This window comes from Streptomyces sp. NPDC006879, assembly GCF_042869595.1.
Taxonomy (GTDB): Bacteria; Actinomycetota; Actinomycetes; order Streptomycetales; family Streptomycetaceae; genus Streptomyces.
Window position 1 is genome coordinate 98,499 of the sequence record NZ_JBIAGC010000008.1, and the last position, 13,083, is coordinate 111,581.

The 13,083-nt window shown below is 69.9% G+C and carries 13 protein-coding genes; 9 read left to right on the plus strand and 4 right to left on the minus strand.

Features of this window, described 5'->3' with window-relative positions:
- Positions 1 to 95: 95 nt before the first annotated feature.
- Together ACFYMC_RS09155 and ACFYMC_RS09160 are read right to left on the minus strand one after the other, a co-directional pair.
- Positions 96 to 1,667 carry an MFS transporter gene (locus tag ACFYMC_RS09155; RefSeq protein ID WP_388521142.1) on the minus strand — a complete coding sequence of 524 codons (1,572 nt, stop codon included), beginning with the start codon at positions 1,665 to 1,667 and terminating at the stop codon, positions 96 to 98.
- Positions 1,668 to 2,090: 423 nt separating this feature from the next.
- A complete protein-coding gene (locus ACFYMC_RS09160) occupies positions 2,091 to 4,343 on the minus strand; it encodes a hypothetical protein (RefSeq protein ID WP_388521144.1) in 2,253 nt (750 codons plus the stop codon).
- Positions 4,344 to 4,547: 204 nt separating this feature from the next.
- On the opposite strand from ACFYMC_RS09160, the gene ACFYMC_RS09165 reads away from it, so the two are divergent.
- The 3 genes from ACFYMC_RS09165 to ACFYMC_RS09175 are packed head-to-tail and all read left to right on the plus strand — an operon-like array spanning position 4,548 to position 5,683.
- Positions 4,548 to 4,688 carry a hypothetical protein gene (locus ACFYMC_RS09165; protein ID WP_388521146.1) on the plus strand — a complete coding sequence of 47 codons (141 nt, stop codon included), beginning with the start codon at positions 4,548 to 4,550 and terminating at the stop codon, positions 4,686 to 4,688.
- A gap of 3 nt (positions 4,689 to 4,691) precedes the next feature.
- Positions 4,692 to 5,252, plus strand: coding sequence for a PRC-barrel domain-containing protein (locus tag ACFYMC_RS09170; protein ID WP_388521149.1), 561 nt, complete (start codon positions 4,692 to 4,694; stop codon positions 5,250 to 5,252).
- The gene (locus ACFYMC_RS09175; protein WP_388521152.1) at positions 5,252 to 5,683 is read left to right on the plus strand and encodes a PRC-barrel domain-containing protein; all 432 of its coding nucleotides are present in this window, start codon (positions 5,252 to 5,254) and stop codon (positions 5,681 to 5,683) included. Before ACFYMC_RS09170 ends, ACFYMC_RS09175 begins: the two co-directional genes overlap by 1 nt.
- A gap of 169 nt (positions 5,684 to 5,852) precedes the next feature.
- On the opposite strand, the gene ACFYMC_RS09180 is transcribed toward ACFYMC_RS09175, so the two are convergent.
- Positions 5,853 to 7,136 carry a cation:proton antiporter gene (locus ACFYMC_RS09180; RefSeq protein ID WP_388521155.1) on the minus strand — a complete coding sequence of 428 codons (1,284 nt, stop codon included), beginning with the start codon at positions 7,134 to 7,136 and terminating at the stop codon, positions 5,853 to 5,855.
- A gap of 435 nt (positions 7,137 to 7,571) precedes the next feature.
- Between ACFYMC_RS09180 and ACFYMC_RS09185 the strand changes: the two genes are divergently transcribed.
- Positions 7,572 to 9,650: a discoidin domain-containing protein gene (locus ACFYMC_RS09185; RefSeq protein ID WP_388521158.1), complete on the plus strand. Its 2,079-nt coding sequence runs from the start codon at positions 7,572 to 7,574 to the stop codon at positions 9,648 to 9,650.
- A gap of 87 nt (positions 9,651 to 9,737) precedes the next feature.
- On the plus strand, positions 9,738 to 10,349 hold the full coding sequence (locus ACFYMC_RS09190; RefSeq protein ID WP_388521161.1) for a TetR/AcrR family transcriptional regulator: 612 nt from the start codon (positions 9,738 to 9,740) through the stop codon (positions 10,347 to 10,349).
- Positions 10,350 to 10,498: 149 nt separating this feature from the next.
- Here ACFYMC_RS09190 and ACFYMC_RS09195 read toward each other — a convergent pair whose 3' ends face one another.
- A complete protein-coding gene (locus ACFYMC_RS09195; protein WP_388521163.1) occupies positions 10,499 to 10,753 on the minus strand; it encodes a hypothetical protein in 255 nt (84 codons plus the stop codon).
- 590 nt (positions 10,754 to 11,343) lie between these two features.
- Here ACFYMC_RS09195 and ACFYMC_RS09200 point away from each other — a divergent pair.
- The 4 genes from ACFYMC_RS09200 to ACFYMC_RS09215 all read left to right on the plus strand — a co-directional run bounded on the left by ACFYMC_RS09200 (position 11,344) and on the right by ACFYMC_RS09215 (position 13,064).
- Positions 11,344 to 11,739, plus strand: coding sequence for a pyridoxamine 5'-phosphate oxidase family protein (locus ACFYMC_RS09200; RefSeq protein ID WP_388521166.1), 396 nt, complete (start codon positions 11,344 to 11,346; stop codon positions 11,737 to 11,739).
- On the plus strand, positions 11,736 to 12,164 hold the full coding sequence (locus ACFYMC_RS09205; RefSeq protein ID WP_388521169.1) for an ATP-binding protein: 429 nt from the start codon (positions 11,736 to 11,738) through the stop codon (positions 12,162 to 12,164). The genes ACFYMC_RS09200 and ACFYMC_RS09205 overlap by 4 nt, the downstream gene beginning before the upstream one ends.
- 106 nt (positions 12,165 to 12,270) lie before the next feature.
- The gene (locus tag ACFYMC_RS09210) at positions 12,271 to 12,492 is read left to right on the plus strand and encodes an alkylphosphonate utilization protein (protein WP_388521171.1); all 222 of its coding nucleotides are present in this window, start codon (positions 12,271 to 12,273) and stop codon (positions 12,490 to 12,492) included.
- 182 nt (positions 12,493 to 12,674) lie between these two features.
- A complete protein-coding gene (locus ACFYMC_RS09215) occupies positions 12,675 to 13,064 on the plus strand; it encodes an ArsR/SmtB family transcription factor (protein WP_388521175.1) in 390 nt (129 codons plus the stop codon).
- The last annotated feature ends 19 nt before the right edge of the window (positions 13,065 to 13,083 follow it).

The following is a 13,083-nucleotide window of genomic DNA, read 5'->3' on the forward strand; positions in this document are numbered from 1 at the left end:
CCCCTATTTGCACATATTTGACCCTTACGGGTGATGGCGGCCCGCCGGCCACCCACCACCTGAGCGGAGACCCGAGCGCGCCGGTGAGCCCCGGCCTACGCCTTGCTCCTGCCCTCCGTGGACGACGGGGCAGCCGGAACCCGCCAGATCAAGGGCAGGGCCAGGGCGGCCAGGGTCGCGATCACCCCGGCCAGGACGATGGCGTGGCCGGTGCCGACGGCAGCGACCTCGCGGTAAGCCGTGGAGATGGCCTCGCGCGTGGCAGCGTCCACCGATCCCAGGATCTGGTTGGCGAGCTTCGAGTCGGTCACCGCGTTGCTCAGTTCGTTGACGTCGGAGTCGGACAGCCCAGCGGCTCTGGCCCGGCTGACGGCTTGCTCGGTCTCCCATGCCTGCTCCACCGCCACCAGCACGGCGACGCCGAAGGCCCCGCCCAGCATGCTGGTCACCTTGAACATGCCCGACGCTGTGCCGGCGAGCTCTTCGGGCGGACCAGCCACCGCCGTGTTCGACAGGGGAATCGACATCAGACCCAGCCCGCTACCGAGGACGAGCAGGCCGGCGACCACGAGGGCGTAGACGAACTCGCGAGCGACGAGGCCCGCCACCACGGTTCCGATGCCGAGCAACAGCACTCCCAGTCGTACGGGCAGCCGGGGGCCGTGGGTGCGTGCCACGCGCCCGCCCACCGGGTTGAACAACAAGATGGTGCTGATGGAGGGCAGCAGCATCAGACCGGTCACCAGGGGGCTGTAGCCGCGCGCGTCCTGGAGGTAGAGCGTGAGCAGGAAGCTGACTCCGGCGAAGACGAAGTTCATCACGAGGTTGGCCGTCAGGGCACCGCAGAACGGGCGTGAGCCGAAGAGCCGAAGATCGACCAGCGGATCGGACGCCCGGTTCTCCCACCAGAGGAAGAACGCCGCGAGGAGGACCGCACCGCAGAACAGACCGATGATCAGCGGGTCCGTGAAGCCGAGTGCCTGCCCGGCCGTGCACGCGTAGAGCAGACACAGCGCGGCCCCGGCGCTCGTGAAGAGCCCGGGCAGGTCGATGTGCCGCTTCGCGGTGGGGTCGGTGGACTCGATCGCGGCCCGCCGCACCAGGAAAAGGGCCGCCACTGCCAGCGGGACGTTGATCCAGAGGGTGGAACGCCAGCCGGCCAGGGCGGTCAGCACCCCTCCCACTGCCGGCCCGGCCGCCTGGCCGACCCATGCCACCGCCATCCAGACCCCGAAGGCGCGTGGCTGCTCCGCCACCGGGAACATCGGCGGGATCAACGCCAGGGTGGCCGGCAGGATCAACGCGGCGGCCACACCCATCAGGGCGCGCCCGACGATGAGCCCGAGGGTGTCGGGCGCCCATGCCGTGAGCAGGGAGAGCAGCCCGAGTCCCACCAGGCCGATGACCAGCATGCGTTTGCGACCGAAGACGTCTGCCATCCTTCCGGCCGACAGCACCGAAGCGCCTGCCGCGAGGCTGAAGGCGTTGTTCGCCCACTGGAGGTCGGTCAAGGACGCGGGGAGCTCACGGGAGACCGTGGGGGCCACCACGGCGAAGTCGGCGAAGGCCAGCCACACCATGGACGCGGCCAGGCACATCCCCATGAGCGCTTGCCAGCGCCGGGGCGGGTAGGAACGGTCCAACAAGGGGTTCGGCGGCATGGACATGTGGCGGGCTCCTACGTCAGCGACTCGGCCTCCTGGCCATGAGCTTCACCCGGGGGACCTGATCCGCGTCGCCACCGCCCCGTCCGTATGCGCCGAACGGGCACCGAACCCGCTCGGGCGGCGCAGGACGATGGCCGAGATCGTTCCCCACCCCTGGCGGGCGGTTTCCCAGCCACCTGGCAGCTCAAGGCCCGTCCCGCACCTACCTGGCGGACGCGCGGCCTTGCGATGCACAGCATCTGACGCCGCACGCTGATCCACCGGGCAGTGCGGGACAGCCCTCAGACATGGGTAGAACGGCTTCGAGGGCTGCCGCGTCACGGGCGCCGGCCCGCGGATCGGCCCAGTGCACGACGTCTTCGGCCCACGGCGGGCGGTGGCCCCGGGGGGCGCCCCGCGGTGAGACGTACGCGGGTACGAACTTCACGAGCCGCCGGGTTCCCCCGTGGACTCGCCCCGCTCGGAGTTGAGGACGTCGACGGCACGCAGGGCGTCACCGATCGTCACGTAGTCGACTGCGACGAAGTTGACCGGTCGTCCCCGCTCGGCAGCGCACCGGTGAGCCCGGTCCACGATGAAGGACGCACGGTTGACGCGGGCGGCAGCGGGCCTGCTGCCACCGGAGTCGGTGACGAAGTTGTTCATCAGGAACAGTTGCTTGTCGGTTCCGCCGCGGTGCGCCGCGCAGTCCATGAGTTCGGGACTGGCGTACGAATAGGGCGTCTCCATCGCGTACCGGTAGAAGTTCCGGTAGCGCGGATCAGGGCCGTCGGCCCGTTCGGCGAACACCACGAGGCGCTGGTCGGCGGCGATCATTTCGCGCAGCGTGGGCCACGGCCCGTCCTCCTCTTCGGGCGCCGTGGCCAGCATTCGCCCCAGGCCGGCCTCTTCGAGCGCCTGCACCATCTGCTGGCCGGTGATGGCGTCCTGGACGATGAGAGTGAGGACCTCATGGGGGTTGGCGTGCAGCCACGCCCCGATCGACCGGAGGGTGTCGACCAGGGGGATGGCTCCGGCTCGGCAGACGGAGTGACACAGCCACAGGCCCGGGCGGGCCGGCGCGTACCGGTCGATGAGCGATTCGACGATCCGCCGCTGGCGGTCGGTGAGTTCACCCGCAGTCAGTCGCCCCGCGATCTCGGCCTGGCTCTCCCACGTGTAGGTGTCCAGCATCAAGGCCCTTACACCCAAGTCGAGTTGTGTGCTGATGCTCGGATCCTGAAGGGGGCCGATGAAGTGAGCCGAAGTGGAGGACATCGCGTTGTGGGCCGTGAGATAGGCGACCTGGTCGTAGCCGCGGTCGCAGAGACCGACGGAGCCGTTGCAACGCAGCGCGCGGGCGGAGTGTCCGCTGGTCGGAGCCGGTATAAAGGCGGTCAGGGCGAGACTTGCCCCCACTGCCGCCGCCGCCATCCCGTTGTACGTCCGTGCCCGCGAGCGGTGCGTGGACCGTTCGTGACGGGCAGCCCTGCGAACGGCCCCCACCCCGACCGCGAGGAGCAGGGCGCCGGCGAGCACCGGCACGATCGCGGCCAGGATCCACAGACCGGCGAAGTCGCCGAGCGCGTCGGTCTGGACATCGTCGACCAGGGTGCGGACCGAGGGCGCCCAACCTCCCGTGTCGTTCGGGAGCAGCTCGGGCACCGCCGACCAGGTGAGCAGACAGACCGCCATGGAGAGCAGCCCTCCGACGGCGAGCGCGACACCGGGGCTGCGGAGTCGCCCCAGGCGTCGGGCGGACGAGGTCATCCACAGCGCCAACAGGCCCGCGCAGACGGCGAGACCGGCGAACAGGAGCGTTCCGTTCACGCTGTGGGCGGTGAGGGCCCGGATCTGTGGAAGCGGGCCGAGGTTGACCGAGGTGTCCTTCGCCCTCACGTCGATCACCAGGTCCCATGCCCGGCCGTCGCTCTGGGCGGCGAGGCCCGCCCGGGCGCCCTGCACGGCGCCGCGGAACGCGTCGGGAACCAGCAGGGCGACCACTTCGGCCGCGTCACCGCTCTCCAAAGCCGCCATCAACGCCGCCCGTAGCCCTGGTTCGCCGCTGGCCGGTAGCGCGCCGATGATCAGGTCGGCCACCGCCGGGACCGCCTCGGGGGCCACCCGCAACATGGGGATGCCCTCAGGGCTACGCCCCTCGGCGAGGGCGTCGAGGACCTTCTGTAGCCCGGCCACCAGCTCGGGGGCGTTGGCCGTGGTGATCGCAGGCACGTCCCCGATGAGGTCCCCCGCGAACACCTCGGCGAGCCCGGCGAGGTTGTTGACCACCGGCTTGAGGTCGATCAGGAAGTGGAGTTCCGCCACGTCACCCCGCAAGTAGGCGACTATTCCCTTTACCTGAGTGTCCGTCATGCCGTGCAAAGTGGCGGGTGGCAGCACCAGGCGCAGGTTGGAGGAGACCTGGTTGGCTGGGACCGGGAGCCGGGCCAGCAGATCCCGTCTGATGGTCTTGAGCTGCGGGTCGACCAGCACCTCGTCGTACACCCGGTGGTAGGCCCGCTGCCGTTCCAGGACCGAGCCGTACCAGTGACGGTCCAAGACGGTGACGCGGACCACCCCGAGCAAGGTGACCACCAAGATTCCCACGGCCACCACGAGGGCCGCGAGCGCACGCAGCGCCGCGCGTACGCGTCGAGCCTTGGCGCCCGTGGGGTTGCGCAGCGCCGAGAGGTCCATGCCGCACAGGAAACCGCAGTGGGGGCGGCTTGCACAGACACCGGCCCGTGCGCGTCCCGTGGGGACCACGGGCAGGCACGGCGCAGCGGCACCCCGTTCCCCCGTGCGCGCTGCTGCGCATCCGTCGACAGGGGTCAGGGGGCGCCGCATACTGGCCGTAGGGGTCCAGGGCGTTGTGGTGCGCGGGCTCCGGGAGGTGGCGTCGTGGACTGGTGGTTCTGGGTGGTCATCGCCCTCGTTGCCCTCGCGGCGCTGATCGTCACCACGTTGGCGGTGCAGGCCCGCCGGCGCGGCGGCGGCGTCATCGCCACGGGGCGGCGTCGGCGCAGCAGGAAGGGCACGTGAGCCATGAGCGGCTACGTACGGACCAGCGAGATCGTAAAACTCCCGGTGGTCACCCTGGGCGGAGAGGACGTCGCGCAGGTCAAGGACATCGTTTTCGACGGGAGCGGTGGACGCATCCGCTGTTTCACCCTCAGTGGTCGCGGTCTGCTGTCGGGACCCCTCAAACGCGACCTGCTGTGGCGCCACGTGCACGCGCTCGGCCCCGATGCGGTCATGATCCGCGACGAGAAGGCGCTCGCCGAGGACGATCAGGTGGCGCGGGAGGCCAGGTCTTCCGGTGGTGACGTGCTCGGGGCCCAACTGATGACTGAGGGCGGGACCCTGCTGGGGAAGGTGGTCGACGTCATCGTCGAGACCGGGCGGACCTCGGCGGTGGCTGGATACGAGGTGGAGTCTCCCGCGCAGGGCCACCCCAGGGTGCTTCTCCCCGTGGTCAAGCCCGTCGGCATCTCGGGGGAGATGGTCATCGTGGCCGATGTCGTCGGCGACTTCACGGCCGGTGACCTCACTGGTTTCCCCGAAGCTGCGAGCGGCCTGCGCGCACGGTTGGAGAAGGAGACCTGATGCTCTTCAGTCAGACCACGGGACGACCCGTGATCGCGCTGGTCACCGCGGAAACCCTTGCCACCGTGGCCGGGTTGACGATAGCTGCCGCTCCCGCACGGGTGGCGTCGATCCGACTCAAGTCGCACGGCGCGGGGACCTTGCTGAGCTGGGACCGCATCCAGGCCTTCGGCCCCGACGCGGTCACCGTCCGATCCGCGGAGAAGATCCAGAGCGAGAAGGACCTCGCCGACAGCCTGAAGGGGGGACTGCACGACCCCATCGGCAAGCGGATCCTGACGGAAGCCGGCGAGGACCTCGGCCCGCTCGACGACATCGAGTTCGACGAATCGACGGGCCAGATCACCCGCTTGATCACCGTGAGCCGCGAGATCCCGGGCGAGCAACTGCTCGGCTCGGGCTCCTACGCCGTCGTGGTCAGCGCTCCCTGAGCCCCCTGGGGCACGCCGCCGAGTCGGGTTCGTGCGATCGGCGGGACCTGTGATCGGCCGCGGGCTGGTCCGCGTGGGCCGGGTACGGCTCGGGGAAGCGGGCACCTGGCGCCTGGGGCTTCTGCCGCCCTGTCGCGGGCGCAGCCGGATCCCCCTCCCGCGGGAGCCGTCAGCGCGGGGCTCCGTCCGGCGCGAGTGCGTCCTCCCGCAGGTTCGGCGTGGCGCGGCGGGCTCCCTCGAACCACGCGCCGTAGCGGTCGCCCAGGAACGGGGCTGACGCTCCGTGGAGCAGAATGCTCATGCCCACGGTGACGGCGACGACGTCGCCCAACAGCGTCACCCCGGGCAGGTGCTCCTCGAAGGCGAGCAGACCGAAGACGAGGGAGGCCAGTCCCCGTGGTCCGAACCATCCGATGAAGGCTACGGAGGGAGGCCGCAGCCCGGCGCCGAACAGGGCGAGAGCGACCGGCAGCATGCGCACGACCGTCAGGCTGATCAGCGCGTAGACGACGGGCCGCCACGTCAGGTGCTCAAGTACCGGTCCCAGGATGACCGCTCCGAAGACCATGAAACTCAGCGAGGACAAGAGCAGCCCCAGGCGCTCGGTGAACCTTGTGCTCTTCGCGGGGTCGCTCTGCTGGGCGAGGACGCCCTCAGGGCCGGGAGCCCGGCTCAGGTGTACTGCGAAGGCCAGACCCGCGGTCCAGGCGCCGATGAAGCCGCTGCCCTCGCCCATGAGGCACAGCACGTACGCGATGGCCGGAACAGCGAGGACCAGGAACTGACGCCAGTCGGAGCCGCTCCACCCGCGTTTGAGGGACCAGCGCAACACGCTCGCCCCGGTCCAGCCAGCCGCGCATCCGATGGCGCCGCTCAGCAGCAACGCGCGCAGGAAGGTCTCGGCGATGCCCGGATGGCCCTGGCTCTCACCCGCCGCCGCGAGTGCCAGCACGAAGAACGGCAGCGCCAGGCCGTCGTTGACACCGGATTCGACGGACAGGCCACCACGGACCAGCGCCGGCACCCGTGGGTTGGAAACGGACTGCTGGCCCAGTGCCGCGTCCGTCGGAGCCAGGATGACCCCGACCAGGGCCAGCTCCCACACGCTCAGCCCGGGCAACAGGAGCCAGGCCAGGAGCCAGCCCAGTGCCATCGTCGCCGGTAGACCGACGGTGAGCAGCCTCAGGGGCAGGAACCCTTCGCGGCGCAGGTCGCGGGCACGGATCCGCGCGGCGTCCGTGAAGAGCAGGAGGACCAGTGCGCCTTCCAGCAGGGCGCGGGTGACTTCTGGGTCTCGTGCCCGGTCCAGGAGGTCCAGGCCGAGCGGTCCGATGCACAGACCACAGACCATGAACACCATGGGCCCCGAGACAACGGTGGTGGACAGGCGCCGCGAGGTCGCCCCGTAGGCGACGAGCACGCTCCCGGCGATCACGACGGCCCAGCCGTTCATCGGTGGTCCTTAAGGGGGTTGGCGGTCCAGGAGGACCGGGTGTGGCTGATCGGGCGTTGCCCTCGATGGCTCCGGGCAAGTGCGGGCACACGAGGACCGACCTTATGGCCGCTGGGGGACGCTCCACGTGATACCCGCTGCCAACGCGCCCCGCTCGGCTCGGTCGGCCTAACGGGCGCGGGACGGGCGAAAGCCACGGGCATCCGGGGGGGGCCACACTCAACGGGCTTGCTCAGTCGCCCACCTGCCGGCCCCGCGGTGGCGAACGCCCGATGGTGGATCAGGTCAAGCGTCCCGGACTCTTGACTCCACTGGCGGCAGTCGCGATTCTCAACGGCAAGCTTGCGTGGGACATGACAATCACCCGGGGTCGTCATGCCCCGGGAGTCCGCACCTTGTCCTCGACCGCGCCCCCCACCGACCGAGACATGAGTGATGACCGTGATCCGACATTCGCACAGCGGGCTACGGGGTCGACTACGGCCCCTCGCCCTGCTGTCCCTCTTCCTCACCCTGCTGGCCGTGGCGCTCGCGCCCTCGGCCGGCGCCACCGCCGACCCGGGCTGGTGGAACCCCGTGGCGCGACCCGCCCCCGATTCCGACATCAACGTCACGGGCGAACCCTTCAAGGGCACCGACGCCGAGGGCAACGTGCGCGGCTTCGTGGACGCGCACGATCACCTGATGTCCAACGAGGGGTTCGGCGGCCGACTCATCTGCGGCAAACCCTTCTCCGAGAAGGGTATCGCCGACGCCCTCAAGGACTGCCCGGAGCACTACCCCGACGGCTCCCTCGCCATCTTCGACTTCATCACCAACGGCGGCGACGGGAAGCACGACCCCAACGGGTGGCCCACCTTCAAGGACTGGCCGGCCCATGACTCCCGGACCCACCAGCAGAACTACTACGCCTGGGTCGAGCGGGCCTGGCGGGGAGGCCAGCGGGTACTCGTCAACGACCTGGTCACCAACGGGGTGATCTGCTCGGTCTACTTCTTCAAGGACCGCGGCTGCGACGAGATGACCGCCATCCGCCTGGAGGCGCAAAAGACGTACGACATGCAGAGCTACATCGACACGATGTACGGAGGGCCAGGAAAGGGCTGGTTCCGCATCGTGACCGATTCCGACCAGGCCCGCGAGGTCATCGAGCAGGGGAAGCTGGCCGTCATCCTCGGCGTCGAGACCTCCGAACCGTTCGGCTGCAAACAGATCCTGGACTTCGCGCAGTGCAGCAAGCAGGACATCGACCGCGGCCTCGACGAGCTGCACCAGCTCGGTGTGCGCAGCATGTTCCTGTGCCACAAGTTCGACAACGCCCTGTGCGGGGTGCGGTTCGACTCGGGGACCATCGGGACCGCGATCAACGTCGGCCAGTTCCTGTCCACCGGAACCTTCTGGAAGACGGAGAAGTGCACCGGGCCACAACATGACAACCCCATCGGCCTCGCCGCCGCGCCCGAGGCGCAGAAGGAGCTGCCACCGGGTGTGACGGTGCCCTCGTACGCCGCGGACGCACAGTGCAACACGCGTGGTCTGACCGACCTCGGCGAGTACGCGGTACGCGGGATGATGAAGCGCAAGATGATGCTCGAAGTCGACCACATGAGCGTCAAGGCCGCGGGGCGGGCCTTCGACATCCTTGAGTCAGCCTCCTACCCCGGAGTGATCTCCTCGCACAGCTGGATGGACAGCGGCTGGACAGAGCGCCTCTACAAGCTCGGCGGCTTCGCCACGAAGTACATGAACGGCGCCGAGTCCTTCACGGCCGAAGCCCGCCGCACCGCGGCACTCCGGGACAAGTACCAGGTCGGGTACGGGTACGGCACCGACATGAACGGCGTCGGCGGTTGGCCCGGTCCACGCGGAGCCGACACCCCCAATCCGGTGCGCTACCCCTTCCGCAGCGCGGACGGCGGGTCCGTCATCGACCGTCAGACCACCGGATCACGCACCTGGGACCTCAACGTGGACGGCGCGGCCCACTACGGGCTGGTCCCCGACTGGATCGAGGACATCCGCCAGGTCGGGGGCCAGGACGTGGTGGACGACCTGATGCGGGGCGCGGAATCGTACCTGCGCACCTGGAAGGCCTCGGAACAACACCAGGCCGGTGTGAACCTCGCCTCCCACGCCTCCGCTTCGGCCAGTTCCACGGAGTGGTGGAACCCGTTCACCAGCTACGCCCCCGGCCGCGCCGTGGACGGCCGCAGGGACACCCGCTGGGCCAGTTACTGGAGTGACGACCAGTGGCTCCGGATCGACCTCGGGTCACCGAACCTGATCAAGCGGGTCACCTTGGACTGGGAACGGGCCTACGGCAAGTCCTACCGCATCGAGGTCTCCTCGGACGGCAACAACTGGCGCTCGGTCTGGTCCACCAGCAATGGCGACGGCGGCCTGGACACCGCCCGGTTCGACGGGGTTTCGGCACGCTACCTGCGGGTGCACGGACTGGATCGCGGCACCCAGTGGGGCTACTCCCTACACGAAGTCGGCGTGTTCAGCAGCTGACCGCTCCAGCTCGTCCTGCCGTCCGGCCCGGTTCGGCCGGCCCGGACGGCACCTGCCGCGCGCCGGAGCGCCAACGAGGAGAGAACCATGGCACGCGTGCCCTCGGCGGAACGGCGCCGGCAACTGACCGAGGCGGCGATCCGGGCCATGACCCGCGACGGCGTCCCGCGGACCACCACCCGTTCCATCGCAGCCGAGGCCGGCGTGTCCCTGAGCGTCTTCCACTACTGCTTCGAATCCAAGCAGGCACTGGTGGAGTCGGTCATCGTGGCCATCACGGATCACTCCACTGCCGTGGTCACCGCGGCGATCCGACCGCGGGAGACGCTCCGGGCCACCATCAGAGCCGGTTTCCAGGCCTATTGGGACCATGTCGCGGCTCACCCCGGTGAGCACATGCTCACCTACGAGCTCACGCAGTACGCGCTGCGCCAGCCCGGTTTCGAGCACCTGGCACGCCGGCAGTACGCGTTGTACTGCCGGGCCTTCGAAACGCTCATCGAGCGGCTTTCCGAGACGGTCCGCCTCGAACCCAAAGTGCCGATCGGCGTGTTGGCCCGCTATCTGGCGGCCATGACGGACGGGTTGACCCTCCACTACCTGGTGCTCGGCGATGACGGCGCCGCGGCAGAACTCCTCGACACCCTCACCGATCACGTGACCTCACTGGTGGAGCCCGAGACACCGGGCGCTGCGTGACCGCCTCAGCGGTGCGCGGGTGAGTGGCCCAAAGCGCGGCTCGCCGCTCACCGCGCCCCCGAGGTGCTCACTGCCCGCAACGACACGGAGGACGGGGCGTTGCCCGCCCCCTCCGGAGTCCTTGCGCAGGGCTACCCACGCGGGGGAGGTCAGCGGCGGGGCACCGAGCGGCGTTCCGGGATCCCTGCTCGATGCAACGCCTGCTCGCCGAGGGCCTCGACAAGCGTCGTGATGTGCGGGCGGTCGCCCCGGCAAGCGGCGGAGCTGGAACCCGGCCCGACGGGCAGCGGGCCGTCGAAGTGGTAGGCGGGCGCGAGGTCGACGGCCCCTTGACGGACAAGGGGCAAGGTGTCCTCGGGCTCGCCCTCCCTGACGTGCACCAGGGTACGGGGACGGGGTGCCATGAGCCGAGGGAGAGCTCCAGGCAGCAGGTGCCTGCCGCCACTGGTGAAGGTGGCGACGGGGAGCCGTATGCGGCCCGCGCTGGGGCGCTCGACCTGCTGCTATGCCCGTCCGACCTCGGCTGCGACCGATTCCGCTGCCGCGACCATGATCCGGCCGGCCTGAGTGAGGGTGACCCGCGCGTACTGCGTGCCACCCGCCTGCTCCCGCACGCCGGTCGATCAAGGCCACCGGCTCCACGTCAAGCTTCCCCTCATGGGTCCACGCGCCGGCCGTGGGGCGCCGCCGCGCGCGGGCGTCCGGGTTAGATTGCAAATCTCTGCAATTCCATAGATCCTGAGGCGGCGGATGCACGAGAGCCGCCCCGGGCAGCGGTCGACTTCGGCTGCTCGCGGTGGAACGACGAGAAGGGGCGGGCGTGACGGTTGCGCGGATCCCGACCGGGGACGGTTCCCTCCGTCCTGCGGCGGAACGAGAGCGTCGCGCAGGCCACCGCAGACGTGACTCCAGCGGGCCCACGCCCCACCGCCGCCCTCGAAGCGCCACCGGATCGGAAGGCCGCGCCGTGACAGCCACCCCCCAGCACCGCCTCATGACCGAGCTCAGCGGCGCCGAGGCCCTATGGCTCCTCGGGGGCACAACCGAAGGCCGTCTCGTCTACCTACGGGGCGCACACGCCCAGGTCCGCCCCGGGCTCCACACCCTGGAACACGGGCTACTCGTCGTCCGCGCCCCCGTGCAGAGGGCGGTGGTCGGAAGGGAAACGCTGACTTACCACGCGGACAAGCCGGCCACGGCCGAGTCCGAGGGGTGGAGCGTCAGTGCGCATGGACCGGCCGAGGTCGTGGACGACCCCGACGAAGCCGCCCACTACCGCCGCACTCTGCCAGGCTGGGCTCACGGCCCCCACGACACCCTGGTGCGCATCCGACCCCAGAACGTGTCCGGGTTCCGCCTGACCCGCCCTCGCCTGGGGGCGCACCGGTGACCACCTCCCCTTCGCCGCAGCTGCCCTACCGTCACGTGCTGACCGTGCCGGCGGTCGGCGCGGCCGTCCGGATAGCTCGGGAGACCACCGAGCTGATCCTCGTCGAATGCGGCATCGGCCTCCGGCACCCGAGCGTGGGGCCCGCCCTGCTGATCGTGGCCGAACTGGTCACCAATGCCGTACGACACGCAGCCGCCGTATCACCGGTGATCACCATCAGCTACTCGCACGGGCCAGGGGTGCTGTCGGTGGACGTCCATGACCTGGACCCCTTCCTGCCGCCGCTGCACGGCGCGGCCAGCGGGGCTCCCGGCAGCGGTCTGGCCATCGTGGCCGAGCTGACCGGCGAGCTCGGCGGAACCGCAGCCGTGCGGCCCCACGCCGATGGGCGGGGCAAGAGCATCGAGGTCACCATTCCGCTGTGACCCCCCTGACCGGCGGGCCGGATGGGCACCTGACGCCCGTCCACCCGCGGGGCACACGGGCGCCGCCCCTGACCGAACCACCGAACCAATCTGCAAGGGAAAGACCATGAGCGAGATCACTGTCAAGGACTCGAACGGCACAGTGCTCCAGGACGGGGACTCCGTGACCCTGATCAAGGACCTGAAGGTCAAGGGCACCTCGGAAACCCTCAAGCGGGGGACGCTGGTCAAGAACATCCGCCTCACCTCTCGTCCCGGCGAGGTCGAGTGCAGTACGCGGAAGGTCAAGGGGCTCGTCCTGAAGACCGAGTTCCTGAAGAAGGCCTGATCGGCCGCGCCTCGCCCGGGGGCGGGCGGCGGGGGCCGGCGAGCCCCGCCGCCCTCGGGGGAGGCGCCCTCGAAGGCAGGTCCACGTGCCGGAAACCTGCGGGAATCTGCGAAGGTTGCGTCACACATGGAGATGGGGACGCATCGGGCCGTCCTCACAGCGGACGGTGTGGGGTGGACAAGGTGCCGAGGAAACGGGCCGAACAGCCGGGCGGTGCGGACGCGGGCAACCCAGAGGCGAGCAGGCCCCTCTACCAGCTCAAGGCCGAGTTCTTCAAGACACTCGGCCACCCGGTGCGCATCCGGGTCCTGGAGTTGCTGAGCCAGCGTGAACACGCGGTCGCCGAGATGCTGCCCGAAGTCGGCGTGGAGGCCGCGAGCCTCTCCCAGCAGCTTTCGATCCTGCGTAAGGCGAACCTCGTCCTCACTCGACGCGAAGGCGCCCACGTGTACTACCGGCTCACCAGCGAGGAGGTGGCGGAGCTGCTCCGCGTCGCGCGCAGCATCCTGTCGGGCGTCCTGGAAGGTCAGGCCGAGTTGTTGGCGGACCTACGCGCGGACGCTCCCCGGTAGCCGCGGCCGTCCCCCCAGG

What these genes read in the sequence shown, in the direction of transcription:
- ACFYMC_RS09155 (WP_388521142.1), bottom strand. Translation starts at nt 1,667, where the DNA reads ATGTCCATGCCGCCGAACCCCTTGTTGGACCGTTCCTACCCGCCCCGG.
- ACFYMC_RS09160 (WP_388521144.1), bottom strand. Translation starts at nt 4,343, where the DNA reads ATGGACCTCTCGGCGCTGCGCAACCCCACGGGCGCCAAGGCTCGACGC.
- ACFYMC_RS09170 (WP_388521149.1), top strand. Translation starts at nt 4,692, where the DNA reads ATGAGCGGCTACGTACGGACCAGCGAGATCGTAAAACTCCCGGTGGTC.
- ACFYMC_RS09175 (WP_388521152.1), top strand. Translation starts at nt 5,252, where the DNA reads ATGCTCTTCAGTCAGACCACGGGACGACCCGTGATCGCGCTGGTCACC.
- ACFYMC_RS09180 (WP_388521155.1), bottom strand. Translation starts at nt 7,136, where the DNA reads ATGAACGGCTGGGCCGTCGTGATCGCCGGGAGCGTGCTCGTCGCCTAC.
- ACFYMC_RS09185 (WP_388521158.1), top strand. Translation starts at nt 7,572, where the DNA reads ATGACCGTGATCCGACATTCGCACAGCGGGCTACGGGGTCGACTACGG.
- ACFYMC_RS09190 (WP_388521161.1), top strand. Translation starts at nt 9,738, where the DNA reads ATGGCACGCGTGCCCTCGGCGGAACGGCGCCGGCAACTGACCGAGGCG.
- ACFYMC_RS09195 (WP_388521163.1), bottom strand. Translation starts at nt 10,753, where the DNA reads ATGGCACCCCGTCCCCGTACCCTGGTGCACGTCAGGGAGGGCGAGCCC.
- ACFYMC_RS09200 (WP_388521166.1), top strand. Translation starts at nt 11,344, where the DNA reads ATGACCGAGCTCAGCGGCGCCGAGGCCCTATGGCTCCTCGGGGGCACA.
- ACFYMC_RS09210 (WP_388521171.1), top strand. Translation starts at nt 12,271, where the DNA reads ATGAGCGAGATCACTGTCAAGGACTCGAACGGCACAGTGCTCCAGGAC.